17 protein-coding genes are annotated in these 14,732 nt (G+C 46.9%); 1 reads left to right on the top strand and 16 read right to left on the bottom strand.

Features of this window, described 5'->3' with window-relative positions:
- Positions 1–158: 158 nt before the first annotated feature.
- The 14 genes from cysM to rpoE all read right to left on the bottom strand — a co-directional run bounded on the left by cysM (position 159) and on the right by rpoE (position 11,835).
- Entirely contained in the window at positions 159–1,055 is an 897-nt protein-coding gene (gene cysM / locus Q4488_RS13715) for a cysteine synthase CysM (RefSeq protein WP_303581045.1), read from the bottom strand.
- Positions 1,056–1,220: 165 nt separating this feature from the next.
- A complete protein-coding gene (gene acpS / locus Q4488_RS13720; protein WP_303581046.1) occupies positions 1,221–1,595 on the bottom strand; it encodes a holo-ACP synthase in 375 nt (124 codons plus the stop codon).
- Positions 1,592–2,362 carry a pyridoxine 5'-phosphate synthase gene (gene pdxJ / locus Q4488_RS13725; protein ID WP_303581061.1) on the bottom strand — a complete coding sequence of 257 codons (771 nt, stop codon included), beginning with the start codon at positions 2,360–2,362 and terminating at the stop codon, positions 1,592–1,594. Before pdxJ ends, acpS begins: the two co-directional genes overlap by 4 nt.
- 115 nt (positions 2,363–2,477) lie before the next feature.
- Entirely contained in the window at positions 2,478–2,819 is a 342-nt protein-coding gene (locus tag Q4488_RS13730) for a DNA repair protein RecO (RefSeq protein WP_303581047.1), read from the bottom strand.
- A gap of 52 nt (positions 2,820–2,871) precedes the next feature.
- Positions 2,872–3,585, bottom strand: coding sequence for a DNA repair protein RecO (gene recO / locus Q4488_RS13735; RefSeq protein WP_303581048.1), 714 nt, complete (start codon positions 3,583–3,585; stop codon positions 2,872–2,874).
- 13 nt (positions 3,586–3,598) lie between these two features.
- Positions 3,599–4,534, bottom strand: a complete 936-nt coding sequence (era, locus tag Q4488_RS13740; protein ID WP_303581049.1) for a GTPase Era — start codon at positions 4,532–4,534, stop codon at positions 3,599–3,601.
- Complete coding sequence (gene rnc, locus Q4488_RS13745; RefSeq protein ID WP_303581062.1) at positions 4,531–5,211, bottom strand: ribonuclease III; 681 nt, start codon at positions 5,209–5,211, stop codon at positions 4,531–4,533. Before rnc ends, era begins: the two co-directional genes overlap by 4 nt.
- Positions 5,211–5,585 (bottom strand): DUF4845 domain-containing protein, encoded by a 375-nt coding sequence (locus tag Q4488_RS13750; protein ID WP_303581050.1) that lies wholly within the window; start codon positions 5,583–5,585, stop codon positions 5,211–5,213. Before Q4488_RS13750 ends, rnc begins: the two co-directional genes overlap by 1 nt.
- Before the next feature lie 20 nt (positions 5,586–5,605).
- Positions 5,606–6,415 (bottom strand): signal peptidase I, encoded by an 810-nt coding sequence (gene lepB / locus Q4488_RS13755; RefSeq protein WP_303581051.1) that lies wholly within the window; start codon positions 6,413–6,415, stop codon positions 5,606–5,608.
- An 11-nt stretch (positions 6,416–6,426) separates the two neighbouring features.
- Positions 6,427–8,226 carry a translation elongation factor 4 gene (gene lepA / locus Q4488_RS13760; RefSeq protein ID WP_303581052.1) on the bottom strand — a complete coding sequence of 600 codons (1,800 nt, stop codon included), beginning with the start codon at positions 8,224–8,226 and terminating at the stop codon, positions 6,427–6,429.
- Between the two features lie 160 nt (positions 8,227–8,386).
- Positions 8,387–9,787 (bottom strand): DegQ family serine endoprotease, encoded by a 1,401-nt coding sequence (locus Q4488_RS13765; protein WP_303581053.1) that lies wholly within the window; start codon positions 9,785–9,787, stop codon positions 8,387–8,389.
- Between the two features lie 37 nt (positions 9,788–9,824).
- On the bottom strand, positions 9,825–10,259 hold the full coding sequence (locus tag Q4488_RS13770; RefSeq protein ID WP_303581054.1) for a SoxR reducing system RseC family protein: 435 nt from the start codon (positions 10,257–10,259) through the stop codon (positions 9,825–9,827).
- A 6-nt stretch (positions 10,260–10,265) separates the two neighbouring features.
- On the bottom strand, positions 10,266–11,114 hold the full coding sequence (locus tag Q4488_RS13775) for a MucB/RseB C-terminal domain-containing protein (RefSeq protein WP_303581055.1): 849 nt from the start codon (positions 11,112–11,114) through the stop codon (positions 10,266–10,268).
- Positions 11,115–11,250: 136 nt separating this feature from the next.
- Positions 11,251–11,835: an RNA polymerase sigma factor RpoE gene (gene rpoE / locus Q4488_RS13780; protein ID WP_303581056.1), complete on the bottom strand. Its 585-nt coding sequence runs from the start codon at positions 11,833–11,835 to the stop codon at positions 11,251–11,253.
- 249 nt (positions 11,836–12,084) lie between these two features.
- Between rpoE and nadB the strand changes: the two genes are divergently transcribed.
- Positions 12,085–13,680: an L-aspartate oxidase gene (gene nadB / locus Q4488_RS13785; RefSeq protein ID WP_303581057.1), complete on the top strand. Its 1,596-nt coding sequence runs from the start codon at positions 12,085–12,087 to the stop codon at positions 13,678–13,680.
- On the opposite strand, the gene Q4488_RS13790 is transcribed toward nadB, so the two are convergent.
- Together Q4488_RS13790 and Q4488_RS13795 are read right to left on the bottom strand one after the other, a co-directional pair.
- The gene (locus Q4488_RS13790) at positions 13,658–14,113 is read right to left on the bottom strand and encodes a protein YgfX (protein ID WP_368411582.1); all 456 of its coding nucleotides are present in this window, start codon (positions 14,111–14,113) and stop codon (positions 13,658–13,660) included. The genes nadB and Q4488_RS13790 overlap by 23 nt on opposite strands.
- Positions 14,091–14,351 carry a succinate dehydrogenase assembly factor 2 gene (locus Q4488_RS13795; RefSeq protein ID WP_303581059.1) on the bottom strand — a complete coding sequence of 87 codons (261 nt, stop codon included), beginning with the start codon at positions 14,349–14,351 and terminating at the stop codon, positions 14,091–14,093. Before Q4488_RS13795 ends, Q4488_RS13790 begins: the two co-directional genes overlap by 23 nt.
- Between the last annotated feature and the right edge of the window lie 381 nt (positions 14,352–14,732).

The following is a 14,732-nucleotide window of genomic DNA, read 5'->3' on the forward strand; positions in this document are numbered from 1 at the left end:
TTTGAAAACATAGCGCATACCGCGGCCCATTCTAATATTTCAGACCTTTAATAGCGAGTAAGTTCAACCTAATTAGGCCACATCAACGATCTATTGCGGTGCGTAATCCCCTTGTTTAAAGGCAAAAAAAGGAGCCATCAGCTCCTTTAAAAATTGTTTTAATGGCTAAAAACCCCGGTAGAGAGATAACGATCCCCCCGATCGCAGATGATACAGACAATAATTGAATTCTCGACCTCTTGAGCCAAGCGCAGGGCGCCAGCGACGGCCCCACCAGAAGAAACTCCGCAGAAAATACCCTCTTGTCTCGCCATCGCAAGCATCGTTTGCTCAGCTTCTTCCTGTGTGATGTCCATGACCCGATCAACCCGAGACGCTTCGAAAATCTTTGGTAAATAGGCTTGTGGCCAACGACGAATACCGGGAATAGCAGCCCCTTCGGCGGGCTGCAGTCCGACAATTTGCACCGCTGAATTTTGCTCTTTCAGGTAGCGAGAAGTGCCCATAATCGTACCCGTTGTCCCCATGGAACTCACAAAATGAGTAATTCGACCATCGGTCTGCTGCCAAAGCTCTGGGCCTGTGCCTCGATAATGCGCTTCAGGGTTATCCTGATTAGCAAACTGATCAAGTACAATCCCTTTGCCTTCGGCTTGCATCTGTAATGCTAGATCCCGCGCACCTTCCATCCCCTGCTCTTTTGTCACGGTGATGAGTTTAGCGCCGTAAGCCGTCATCGATGTTTTGCGTTCCTCACTACTGTTATCCGGCATGATCAATATCATCTTGTAGCCTTTGATCGCAGCTGCCATCGCTAACGCAATACCCGTATTGCCTGACGTCGCTTCAATGAGGGTATCACCCGCTGTAATCTGCCCGCGTTGTTCTGCCAACTGAATCATACTGATCGCTGGCCGATCTTTAACCGAACCCGCCGGATTATTCCCCTCCAGCTTGCACAACACGGTATTGCCGCGGCCAACGTCTAATCGCTGCAGGCGCACCAAAGGGGTATTACCCACATAATCTTCAATGGTTGGAAAATCAATACTCATCAACACGCCCGCCTAGCTTCGATTTAACATAAAGTTATAACCAAAGGAAATTAAAAGTTTGTCTTATATATCTAAAAAGGATAAAGCAGAATAATACCGAGGGCCACTAAAAAGCTCAATCAAAAACACACAGAAACGCATCTGAACCGATCAACATCCGCGTATTCAAGATTCGGCCACCGCAAAGGCAATCACATGATCGGTTTCATCACTATAAGAGATATGTATATGTTGAATACCGAGCTGTTGTGCTTTTTCCCGCGCCCCACCACTCATCTCAATGAGTGGTCGACCTAACGAATCATAGTGAATACTAAAATGCTGCCAACTGATACCTCGACCGATGCCAGTACCGAGCGCTTTAACCGCCGCTTCTTTCGCGGCAAAACGCTTGGCTAAGAAATTAACCGGTTGCTTCGACGCTTTAAATTGCTGCAACTCTTCCGCCGTGAGAATGCGCTCAGCAAGACGCGGCGTTCGCTTCAACGCCCTATCAATGCGCCGGATATCCAGCAGATCCGTCCCAACCCCGAGTATCATTGCCGCACAGCATCACGTAGAGACTGTACTCGTACTTGAGTTTCCATCATCAGCTGTCGCATTTCAACAATGGCTTGTTTCAAGCCAACAAAGACAGCCCTAGCCATAATACCATGACCAATATTCAACTCATTAATCTGAGGAATTTCAGCGATCTGTTCAACATTATGATAATTCAATCCATGCCCTGCATTAACAATCAGACCTTTACTAAACGCATAGGCGGCGGCATCTCGAATACGCTCTAACTCGGCTTGTTGGGCGCTTGCGTTATCGGCATCAGCATAGGCACCGGTATGTAATTCAATCACCGGAGCGCCACAGGCCAGCGTCGCATCAATTTGACTCGGTTCAGGATCGATGAACAGCGACACTTCAACGCCCGCAGCGGCTAGACGATCACAGGCGGCTTTAATTTTCGACTGCTGACCGACGATATCTAAGCCACCTTCCGTGGTTAACTCTTCCCGCTTCTCGGGCACTAAGCAAGCATGCCCTGGGCCTACTTTTTCAGCAATCGAGATCATTTCATCGGTCACCGCCATTTCAAAGTTCATCCGTGTTTGCAGCGTTTGCGCTAACAGATAGATATCACGATCTTGAATATGTCGACGATCTTCACGTAGATGTACCGTGATACCATCGGCGCCAGCCTCTTCAGCCACGGCAGCCGCCTGTACCGGATCAGGATAACGGGTGCCCCGCGCCTGACGCAGTGTGGCGATATGATCAATATTGACACCCAATAATAAACGGCTTGGCTCAATCACGATAAACCTCTTCTATGATAGATATAAACACAGCGAAACATCGCTAAAACGTATAACCACAAAGCTTACTAGAATCCAGCCGACAGCAATAGCCTGAAGCGGTTGTCGCGCACTAGACTGGCGTATGCTTAGGCCGAAATCCTTGAAGTAATTCACGACTCCGCAGCGGCCGACCGCCTAACTGCGTTTCTAAGGCTAAGCGCATCAGCCGTTTAGCTGCCCGGCGGATCTCAGGACGGTGATATTCCTCAGCGACAACCCCCATTAACTGATCACCGCTAAAACATAGCGGCTTTAAAGCATCCGATAGTTGGCTAACGGGACTAAAGCCCTGTGTTGGATGGTAACGGTAGATCATCTCTGACTGACAGTGTTGCACATCAAATTGATAACCTAATTGCTGCAATAGCGATAGATATAAACACAGCGAAACATCGCTAAAACGTATAACCACAAAGCTTACTAGAATCCAGCCGACAGCAATAGCCTGAAGCGGTTGTCGCGCACTAGACTGGCGTATGCTTAGGCCGAAATCCTTGAAGTAATTCACGACTCCGCAGCGGCCGACCGCCTAACTGCGTTTCTAAGGCTAAGCGCATCAGCCGTTTAGCTGCCCGGCGGATCTCAGGACGGTGATATTCCTCAGCGACAACCCCCATTAACTGATCACCGCTAAAACATAGCGGCTTTAAAGCATCCGATAGTTGGCTAACGGGACTAAAGCCCTGTGTTGGATGGTAACGGTAGATCATCTCTGACTGACAGTGTTGCACATCAAATTGATAACCTAATTGCTGCAATAGCTGTTGCTCAAACGTGCGTAGAGCTAACTCAATATCAGTCGCCGCCAATAACTCATTCAAAACATATTGATAGAAAACATACAGACGGGGATGCGGATCGTAAGGTTGTAGTAAGCGCTCAAGCAATTCATTGACATAGAGACCGCAAATGAGCGCATCCCCTTTTAGGAATATCGGCGCAGCAACCGCTTCAGCTTGAGTCAATGTTTTCAGCTCGTGACGCCCACGCAAACTGATCTGCAGCGGGGTAAACGGCTGCATCATCGCTCGCATACGCGAACGAGGGCTGCGCGCGCCTTTGACGATTGCGCTGACTTTTCCTTGTTCTAGCGTGAAAAGATCAAGCAGTAGACTGGTTTCCCGATAAGGACGGGCATGCAGGACATAAGCCGCCTGAGCTTCAAGCTGATAACTCATCGACGGCCTTCAGTCACTCTATATCGTTGTACCCAAGGCTACGCAAAGCCCTTTCATCATCCGACCAGTTACTACGCACTTTAACCCAAAGGTTTAGCATCACTTTTGAATCAAACATTTTTTCCATATCGAGCCGTGCATCGCGACCGATACCTTTAATCTTGTCGCCTTTATCGCCAATAACGATACGTTTCTGACCTTCACGTTCGACCAAAATCAAGGCACTAATAATTAGAATACCGCGTTCATTACGCTTAAACTCTTCAATCTCGACGGTGGTACCGTAAGGAACTTCATCACCCAGATTACGCATCAGTTTTTCACGTACCAACTCTGCCGCGAGAAAACGCGAACTACGATCGGTAATCTGATCATCCGGATAGAAATGAATACTTTTAGGTAGCTGTTCATTAATCACCGCTTCAAGGCGATCAACACTGGTACCATTTTTAGCCGAAATCGGAATAATCTCCAGAAAGTCCATCTTTTGCGATAAGGTTTCTAGGTGCGGCAGAAGTGATTCTTTATCATCTAACTGATCAATTTTGTTGATGACCAAAATCACTGGGCATTTAATTCCGCCGAGCTTTTCAAACACGATCTCATCTTCTTCGGTCCACGCAGTACGATCAATAATAAACACCACGACATCAACATCACGCAGCGCTGAGCTGGCGGCTTTGTTCATATAACGGTTAATCGCTTTATCCTGATCTTTATGTAGCCCAGGGGTGTCCACATAGACCGCTTGCACATCCCCTAGCGTTTTTATGCCAACGATTTGATGACGCGTGGTTTGCGGTTTTCGCGATGTGATGCTGAGCTTCTGACCTAGGATATTATTCATCAAAGTCGATTTACCCACATTCGGGCGACCGATAATAGCCACAAAGCCACAATGTTGATTCTCACTGGGCTGATCTAGCAGATAACTCAAATCACGACTCATTTAACCACCTTCAGTTTATCAAGCGCCTTTTTGGCAGCATTCTGTTCGGCCTGACGGCGGCTACTTCCCCGACCTCCCGTGGGCTGATCCAACAAGGAAACAGCACAGCGAATTTCAAACGTCTGTTGATGCGCTTCGCCACTCACAGACAGTAATTCATAATCGGGTAATGGCGCTCGACGAGACTGTAAAAACTCTTGCAGCCGAGTTTTAGAGTCTTTTTTGGTATCCAGCAATGAGGTCTGTTCAAGACGGGATTGATACCAGCCCAAAATATAAGGCCTGCAACTATCCATATCACTATCAAGATAAATCGCGCCGATGATGGCTTCAACAGCATCAGCCAGAATAGAATCGCGACGATAACCGCCGCTTTTCAGCTCTCCCGACCCAAGCCGTAGATAATCGCCAAGCTTCATTTCTCTAGCCAGCTCAGCCAGCGTTTCCCCTTTGACTAACTGCGCTCTGAGCCGACTAAGCTGTCCCTCTTTGGCATCAGGAAAACGGCGAAACAACGCCTCTGCGATGACAAAATTCAGAATCGAATCGCCAAGAAACTCCAAACGTTCATTATTACGTTTTCCATGGCTACGGTGAGTAAGAGCGAGTTCAATCATGCTCTCGTCTTTAAACTGATAACCCAGCTTTCTTGCGAGGTCGGTGGCGGGCTTAATAATCAACGGATAATCACTTCATACTGTTCGTGGAATTTAACCACTGCATCAACATTGTAAAACATGGGTACAGTTACATCGTATTTCAGGGTGATATTTTTCACCCCTTCCTTTTCATCGATAATCACTGCGTCCTTAACCGGCAACGATACCTGATTAATTCGCAGGCGCTTGGATACTTTCATGCGCGTTTCTGTTGGTGAATCCCTTTTAGTTTCAGGCTCTTCAACCAGTTCTTCCATCATCGAGGTGACTAAACTGTGATCCCAATAGACCGGAAAAAGCTTCATGCCAACCGCAAAAAAGACCCCTGCAACAATCAAGATGATCATCAGAGAGAAAAAAGACACACCTCGCTGCTTATTTCGTATCGACATAACTTACCCCAATATTCCTTTTAATGGATAGTGCGTACATCACTAAAACTAGGCAAAGTAAAGAAATCTGGCCAATGCATCCACACGGCAAACGCTTTACCCACTAGTAATTCATCCGGTACAAACCCCCAGAAGCGGCTATCGTTACTATTATCACGATTATCACCCATAACAAAATACTGCCCTTCAGGCACCACCCACTCACCAGGTCTGCGAGGTGGTGACACATCACGATAAAGCTGATGACTGACATCACCTAATGTCTCATCCATGAGCAGTAAACGTGGGTTTTGTGGCGGCAATTGTTCTAGCAACGTTTGTGCTTGTGGTTGCCCATTGATATAGAGGGTCTTATTTTGATAACGAACCCGATCGCCAGGCAAACCAACCACTCGCTTAATATAATTTATACTCGGGTTTTGCGGATATTTAAAGACCACGACATCGCCCCGTAGAGGAGTATTCAATGGCATAACTTTAGTACCAATCACGGGTAAACGAAAACCGTAGTGCCATTTATTCACTAAAATAAAATCGCCAATTTTAAGTGTTGGCTTCATCGATCCGGAAGGAATCTGAAATGGCTCGACCACAAATGACCGTAAAATCAGTACCACGAATAAGACCGGGAACAACGAGCGACATAAGTCGACAATCGCATTTTCTTTATTCAACTGTTCCAAGGTCGCTTCAGGTAAATCGCCACTCGCCTTCTGTGCTGCCGCTATGCGCGCCTTTCGAGCGCTCGCAAAGGCAATACGGTCATACACCCAACCTAACGCCGCTAAAAAGGTAAGTACTACCAATATCAGTGCAAAATCAAAATCCATGCGAATATGTCCTAACCATCAACCTTCAAAACTGCGAGGAAGGCATCTTGAGGAATCTCAACCCTTCCCACCTGTTTCATCCGTTTCTTACCTTCTTTCTGTTTCTGCAATAACTTCTTCTTACGACTAACATCACCGCCATAACACTTAGCAATAACGTTCTTACGGAGCGCCTTAACATTGGTGCGAGAGATAATCTTGCCGCCGATGGCCGCCTGAATAGCGACATCAAACATCTGCCGTGGAATCAACTCTTTCATTTTTTCACACAACAGACGACCACGATATGGCGCATTATCTTTATGCAAAATAACCGCTAGGGCATCGACCTTCTCACCGTTAATTAGAATATCTAAGCGCACTAACTGAGCGGGTTGAAAACGAACAAAGTTATATTCTAGCGATGCATATCCACGGCTAACCGATTTAAGGCGATCAAAGAAGTCCAACACGACTTCAGCCATCGGTAGTTCATAAGAGACCTGAACCTGATTACCGACAAAGTTCATGTTTTTTTGCACACCGCGTTTATCCACACACAGCCCGATCACTTGTCCGAGGAACTCTTGCGGTACCAGAATATTGGCTTCTACGATCGGTTCACGCATCTCTTTAATCGAACCCGGATCTGGCAACTTAGACGGGCTATCGATCTGAATGACCTCACCGCTATTCAGTTCCAATTCGTAGACCACGGTTGGCGCAGTGGTCACTAGATCGAGATTATATTCCCGTTCTAGACGCTCCTGAATGATCTCCATGTGCAGCATACCGAGGAAGCCACAACGAAAGCCAAACCCTAGCGCATCTGAAGACTCAGGTTCAAAAAATAACGAGGCATCATTCAGCGTCAACTTATCCAACGCTTCACGAAAATCTTCGTAGTCATCAGAACTGGTAGGGAAAAGGCCAGCATAAACCTGAGGCTGAACGCGTTTGAAGCCCGGTAGGGTTTCAACATCGGGGGTTTTTGCATGAGTAATCGTATCGCCGACAGGAGCACCGTGAATATCTTTAATACCGGCAACGACATAACCTACTTCGCCAGCCTTCAAGACACCCGTTTCGGTTCGTTTTGGGGTGAAAATACCCACACCATCAACCGGTTGAACCTGACGATTCGATTTAATCAGGATTTTATCTTTCTTCCGTAGGGTACCTTGTTTGACTCGTACCAGCGATACAACGCCGAGATAGTTATCAAACCATGAGTCAATAATTAACGCCTGTAACGGCGCATCAGGATCACCCTCAGGGGCAGGTATATGTGTCACCAGCGCTTCTAGCACATCGTCTATACCTAAACCACTTTTGGCACTACAAGCCACCGCATTTTCAGCATCAATACCGATCACTTCTTCAATTTCGGTACGTACTCGTTCCGGCTCGGCTTGCGGTAGATCCATTTTGTTCAATATGGGCAGCACTTCCAGCCCTTGCTCCAACGCCGTGTAGCAGTTCGCAACAGACTGAGCTTCAACCCCTTGAGCGGCATCGACAACCAACAATGCCCCTTCACACGCCGCTAATGAACGAGAAACCTCATAGCTGAAATCAACATGTCCCGGCGTATCGATAAAGTTTAGCTGATACACTTGGCCATCTTTAGCCGTGTAATTCAACGTAACACTCTGAGCTTTAATGGTAATTCCACGCTCACGCTCTAGATCCATAGAGTCAAGCACTTGCTTTTCCATCTCTCGTTCTGACAACCCGCCACAGGTCTGGATAAAACGATCTGCCAAGGTGGATTTACCATGGTCAATATGGGCAATAATCGAAAAATTACGGATGTGTTCGAGCTTACTCACTACGGAATCACCAGCTAATAAATTTAACTATGCTACCCCGTTATGAGGGCGCAATTCTGAAGCCGGCAAGTGTACCGTATTTCATACGTTACGACCATCAAAGAGCAACGCTTCGACAAATAAACAAAAGGGGGCTGATAGCCCCCTGAGTCACAAAAGACTATTTTAGTTTAAGCGGGATAAACATCGGACTGCCCCGACGCACAATTCTCATCGGTACCGCTCTATTTTTCGGCAACTTCTCAACCACGGCCGCAAACTGTTCGACAGAGCGAATATCTTCGCCATTAAGCATGGTAATCACATCACCCACCATCAAGCCAACATCGGCACCCGCGCCCTCTTCAACTTGACGTACCACAACGCCACTGGTCACACTTAGACGCTCTCGCAGTTGATCATCCAACTCACTCAACTGTATGTTAAGCCGATTAGATGATGCTTTATCACTCTGCGAGGAGGTTTTCATCACCTCACCTGAGGAAGGCAATAAACCGATAGTAACGGTCAACGACTGTTTCTTACCACCACGGACAATACCTACCGTAGCATCCGTTTGCGGCGGAATCCGACCCACTTGATGCGGCAGATCACCCGAGCGATCGATGGCATGGCCATTAAAGCTATAAATAATATCGCCTTCTCGGATACCTGCCGCGGCAGCAGGGCTATCAGGTAGCACCGTCGCCACTAATGCGCCTTCGGGCTTATCCAAACCAAAAGATTCGGCAAGATCGCGACTGACTTCCTGAATAATGACACCTAACCAGCCTCGACTCACCTTGCCTTTATCTTTAAGCTGATCGACAACTTCCATCGCAACATTCATCGGAATCGAAAAAGATAATCCCATAAAGCCACCAGAACGGGTATAGATCTGTGAGTTGATACCGATCACCTCGCCCTTCAGATTAAACAGCGGGCCGCCAGAGTTACCGGGATTGATCGCAACGTCTGTTTGAATAAAGGGTACATAGGTTTCATTTGCTAGACTACGATCAGTCGCACTGATAATACCCGCGGTGACTGAGTGATCAAAGCCGAATGGAGACCCGATAGCGAGTACCCACTCACCTACTTCTGCCTTAGCCGAGTCACCGACTTTTACCACCGGTAAATCCGTCGCATCAATTTTTAGCAAAGCCACATCAGAACGCTTATCAGAACCAATGACCTTAGCGTCTAACTCACGACGATCACTCAAGCGAACGATGACTTTATCAGCATCAGCCACGACATGATGATTGGTTAAAATATAGCCATCTTCGGAAATAATGAAACCCGATCCCAATGATTGCGGTGCTTTATATTTTGGCGAATTACCATAACCTTCAGGGAGACGAAAAAAGTGACGGAAAATATCTGGAATCTGCTGACCTTCTGGCAACTGAAGATCAGGCAGCCCCTGAACCTTAGAGGATACCTGTTGCACCGTACTAATATTGACGACGGCGGGAGATGTTTGCTTTACCAGATCTTTAAATTCTGGCAATGCGGCATGCACACTACTCACATACAACCAGAAAAGAACCAGGCTAAAAGTCGCTCTGACTAGTTTCATATCGTTTATCCTGTATCTCATTTATGACTAAAGTAAATCAGACTCTTCGAAGCAGTACCGGTCGGTAACTGCAATGCTGGCTTATCAAACCAGAAATATAGCGGGTTAGCAGAAAACCACCTGCCAATCCTATAACAGCACTTAAAATCACTTTCGGTTCAGAGAACCCCGATAATTGAGTGCCTACCGCGAGCATAAACATGATCATCAGCGGCAATAGGTAAACCAGTAAGGATGCCGTTAAGAAAGAACGCTCACCGACACCTAGGGTTACCAGATCATCCAGCTTAACATCAATATGTTGAGGATTATCCACTTGAATCTCTAGCCTTTTACCGTCACCGACTTTAGCCAATAGGCTTTGACCACAGCCTTTCTGTGCACTGCAACTAGAGCAAGCACTTTGCTTGATCATCTCAATCCAGACAGTACCTGATCCGATACGTACTACACGTCCGTTTTCTTCAAGCATATTGAATTACTGTATTTTCTCAAACGAATTTGCCACACGGTCAGCAACCATCAGCGGAACATCTCCCACGACGGTGACAAAGAATTGATCTACTTTTTTACCGACCGCTACCATTTCACCCAGTTGCGTCGCGCCTTCAGGAACAGCAGCACTGCCCGTCCGTTCAATACTCAGCGTAAAGGAGTTAACCCCATTGCTAAATACCGTTAGCTCCGCACCGGGGGCCATGGCATTTTTAATCGCGCTATAACCATCAGGAAGCCACCCAGGTGTAGAACTCGCCAACTCGCCTTGTTTCAAGACATTATGCTGCTGAATATAGCTATTCAAACTCGCATTAAAGCGAATAATATTATCACTATTATTATCCGTTTGATGAGCAATACGGGGAGTGCCAAACTGTGCTCTCATCAAGTTACGTGAGACTGAAAAGCTGGGTTGTACTTGCGTTATCGTAGGTTCGGGGGCCTGTGCTAACCCTTGATCCACAGACTGCGGTGATATACCAGTAAAGTTCTGGCCACCCAAAATAACAACGGCCGTCACAGAAGCAGCAACCGCCATACTCATTAACGGCTTAAAGAAGCGTTTCCGCGATAGGCTTTTTTCCTCAGAAGGCGCCTCAGTGTGCTGTTCTAACACGGGCTCTGCATAGATAGCCTGTTTGACCATCAGACTAATATCACCCGTATCAAGCTGCTCATTTTTAAGTAGCGAACTCGCAACATGATAACGCTGCCACTGTTCGGACAACTCGCTACGTTCAGCACTCTGCTTCAACAAGCTACGTAACTCAAAGTCACCTACTTCATTGTCCATCAATGCGGAAAGAGCTTCTTTCGGTTGTTCGCTCATTAACAAACTCCTAACGAATTAAGTATCTGCATAACAGATACGGGGGCACTAAAGCCACCCATGATTAAAATCAAACAGTTAGCCTGTTTAATTTTCGCTCTGAAAACCGTGCTAACAACATCCAGCCAACGTAAAGCTACCCCAACAAAGGCTTCAGCTCTTTATCGATTGCCTCACGGGCTCTAAATATCCGTGAACGAACGGTACCCACCGGACAATCCATAATCTGAGCAATATCCTCATAGCTCAGTCCGTCAAACTCTCGCAAAGACAAGGCCGCTCGTAAATCCTGAGGCAGCTTATCCATGGCATTCTTTACTACTCGGGCCAGTTCATCCCGATATAAACTATTTTCTGGGGTTTCAATATCTTTTAAGCCGCTATCACCCTCAAGATGCTGAGCATCATCGGCATCAATATCCATATCCGGCGGTCTACGGCCTTTTGCCACTAAGTGATTTTTGGCTGTATTGATCGCAATCCTATATAACCAAGTATAAAAAGCACTATCCCCTCGAAAATTGGGTAACGCCCGGTAAGCTTTAATAAAAGCCTCTTGGGACACATCCATCGCTTCATGATGGTCATAAACATATCGTCCAATCAGTCCGATAATTTTATGCTGGTATTTTTTAACCAACAGATCAAAGGCTGTTTTATCGCCTTCCTGAACACGCTTGACCAGCTTTTGATCTATCGATGCTTGGCTCTCGCTGGACATTCGATTCCTTACTTATATAACAGTTTCAAACTCATCTAGCTGCTGACAGCTACAAGGAAGTATGAATGCCATCTCCTGTATCATGCAACCCTTAACCTAGGGTGTTTCAAGATATAAAGTAAGAGCGCACTCAGACGACTAAGTTCCCTTATGTTAAAAAAAATTAATAAATTGACGCTCACCTCTGGCTCGCAAGGGCAGTTCAGGCAATAATCACCTCTCAGAATAATAGCGCTAGAGAGTTCGCAAATGAGTAATGAGTTTCAATATGATGTCTTAATCATTGGCAGTGGGGCCGCAGGACTCGGCTTAGCATTGAAACTGCCTGACTCATATAAAATTGCCGTACTCAGCAAAGCGAAACTGACCAGCGGTTCTACCTATCAAGCGCAAGGCGGTGTCGCCGCGGTGCTCGATGACGGTGACAGTACTGAAGCCCACATTCAAGATACCATTACCGCCGGTGCCAACCTAAGTCGACAGGACGCAGTCGCTTTCACCGTAGAACATGGTAAAGAGAGTATCGACTGGCTGGTTGAGCAAGGCGTACCCTTCACTCGAGAAGGTGATGAATATCATCTCACCAAAGAGGGTGGCCATAGCCATCGCCGGATTATTCACTCCGCCGATGCCACCGGTCAGGCAATTCAGCAGACCCTCATAGAACAAGCCCGGGCACGCAACAACATTGACCTACTGGAAAACTGTATCGCCGTCGATTTAATTACACGTCACAAACTCAACTTGCCAGAAAACCGTTGTATCGGCGCCTATGTACTGAATCACGATAGTGGTCATGTGGATGTATTCAAAGCCGGCTCAACCGTTTTAGCAACCGGAGGCGTCAGTAAAGCCTACCTATACACCAGTAATCCTGACGGTGCCTCTGGTGATGGTATCGCCATGGCTTGGCGCGCTGGATGCCGAGTCGGCAATTTAGAGTTCAACCAATTTCACCCCACTTGCCTATATCACCCGCAAGCTAAATCATTTTTGATTTCAGAGGCGGTACGCGGCGAAGGCGGGAAGTTACGCTTACCCAACGGTAAGCGATTCATGGATAAATTTGATCCACGTGGCGAACTCGCGCCTCGAGACATTGTGGCCAGAGCTATCGATCACGAAATGAAACGCCTCGGCTGTGATTGTCTCTTTTTAGATATCTCCCATAAACCCGACTCATTCATTAAACAGCACTTTCCAACCATCTATGAGCGCTGCCTTAAGTACGGTATTGATATCACCAAAGAGGCGATCCCTGTTGTGCCCGCCGCTCACTATACCTGCGGCGGCATTATGGTCAATCAACATGGTATGAGCGACGTAGAAGGACTCTACGCGATTGGTGAGACCTCATTTACAGGCTTACATGGTGCCAACAGACTAGCCAGTAACTCGTTACTCGAATGTCTTGTCTATGCTTCATCTGCCGCCAGCCATATCATCAGCCACAATCACCCATTAGGCGAACTGCCTGCAATTCCAGCCTGGGATGAAAGTCAGGTAACCGATTCTGATGAGGATGTCATTATCGCTCATAACTGGGATGAATTAAGACGCTTTATGTGGGATTACGTCGGTATTGTAAGAACCAACAAGCGCTTGCAACGCGCTAAACACCGAGTAGATTTACTACAACAGGAGATCGGCGAATATTATAGCAACTATAAAGTCAGTCGAGATCTACTGGAATTACGTAACTTAGCCGTGGTAGCAGATCTCATCATCCGTTCGGCCATGCGGCGTCAAGAAAGCCGTGGCCTTCACTATACCCTAGATTATCCAGAAAGCGGCTTAGAGGCCAGAGATACCATTCTCACCCCTATAAACTATGATTGGCGTTAACTGGTGGCGCAGCAAAGCGTAATAAAACTCGTAGCTTCCTGTACTGATCGACACTCACACTGTCTGACCAAATAACAGCGGCGACCGAACGATTCTGATCTCGAAGCTTGACCTTAAAGCCAAGCAACACCGGAAAAGAGAGTCGCTGCTCTAACGCCACCACTTCATACCAATGATCCCCAGCAAGGCACACAGCAATCGCTTTTTTATCCGCTAACCAACGCACGCCAGTCACCGAAGCAGGATGTGTCAGGGAGATAAAACGCGACCAAGCGTAGATAGTGTAACGACCGCATAGCAATGTCAGTATCACTTTAAGAGCAACCTCAAGGCCTGAAATCCAAATGGAACACAGCGATAAAGCCGTTAATACAAGCAACACCCTCTGATGGATCGCAGAGGGCTTTATCTCAACTTGTAGGGGGCTGAACACGGTCGAGAATGATTCGTACGATACGCTGCATATCAGGATCGTCTGCTTCGCCTCGTTCCATCAACCAAACAAACAGATCGGTATCTTCACAAGCAAGCAATTTAACAAAACGATCTTGATCCTCCTCATCAAGATCAGCAAAAACCTCTTCAACAAAAGGCACAAATAATACGTCTAATTCCAGCATGCCTCTGCGGCTCTGCCAACGTAAACGGCGAATATCTTCTTCGGTATACATTATCTACCTGCTTATTAATTCAGAATCAGTTGTTACGATTATCGCGCCAACCTGATAAACGAGACGGCAATATATAAAATAATAGCCCCATCTAGCAAGCCCAACAATAGGCCAATCAATCGACACCCCATTTAGAACCGACAAAACAACAGCATGAGATTCGAGGGTAGAATGATCGGCGCTCCCCATACAACCATCTCAGCATAAAAATAAAATAGGTTTCGCGCTACGCTTTTTCGGACTGCGGTCCACAGCCTTTATCGCCACGGGGGCGTGACTCCTACCCTGACTGATACACTTTTTTGAACGGCGGACAGCGGCTTTTAAGGCCGTAAAACGAAAAAGCCCCGATCAAGCGAATGATCGGGGCTGTCTCTTATT

This window comes from Amphritea sp. 1_MG-2023 (assembly GCF_030547545.1).
Classification (GTDB): Bacteria; Pseudomonadota; Gammaproteobacteria; order Pseudomonadales; family Balneatricaceae; genus Amphritea.

Coding starts and splice junctions, on each gene's coding strand:
- cysM (WP_303581045.1), bottom strand. CDS start 1,055: ATGAGTATTGATTTTCCAACCATTGAAGATTATGTGGGTAATACCCCT.
- acpS (WP_303581046.1), bottom strand. CDS start 1,595: ATGATACTCGGGGTTGGGACGGATCTGCTGGATATCCGGCGCATTGAT.
- recO (WP_303581048.1), bottom strand. CDS start 3,585: ATGAGTTATCAGCTTGAAGCTCAGGCGGCTTATGTCCTGCATGCCCGT.
- era (WP_303581049.1), bottom strand. CDS start 4,534: ATGAGTCGTGATTTGAGTTATCTGCTAGATCAGCCCAGTGAGAATCAA.
- Q4488_RS13750 (WP_303581050.1), bottom strand. CDS start 5,585: ATGTCGATACGAAATAAGCAGCGAGGTGTGTCTTTTTTCTCTCTGATG.
- lepB (WP_303581051.1), bottom strand. CDS start 6,415: ATGGATTTTGATTTTGCACTGATATTGGTAGTACTTACCTTTTTAGCG.
- Q4488_RS13765 (WP_303581053.1), bottom strand. CDS start 9,787: ATGAAACTAGTCAGAGCGACTTTTAGCCTGGTTCTTTTCTGGTTGTAT.
- Q4488_RS13770 (WP_303581054.1), bottom strand. CDS start 10,259: ATGCTTGAAGAAAACGGACGTGTAGTACGTATCGGATCAGGTACTGTC.
- Q4488_RS13775 (WP_303581055.1), bottom strand. CDS start 11,114: ATGAGCGAACAACCGAAAGAAGCTCTTTCCGCATTGATGGACAATGAA.
- rpoE (WP_303581056.1), bottom strand. CDS start 11,835: ATGTCCAGCGAGAGCCAAGCATCGATAGATCAAAAGCTGGTCAAGCGT.
- nadB (WP_303581057.1), top strand. CDS start 12,085: ATGAGTAATGAGTTTCAATATGATGTCTTAATCATTGGCAGTGGGGCC.
- Q4488_RS13795 (WP_303581059.1), bottom strand. CDS start 14,351: ATGTATACCGAAGAAGATATTCGCCGTTTACGTTGGCAGAGCCGCAGA.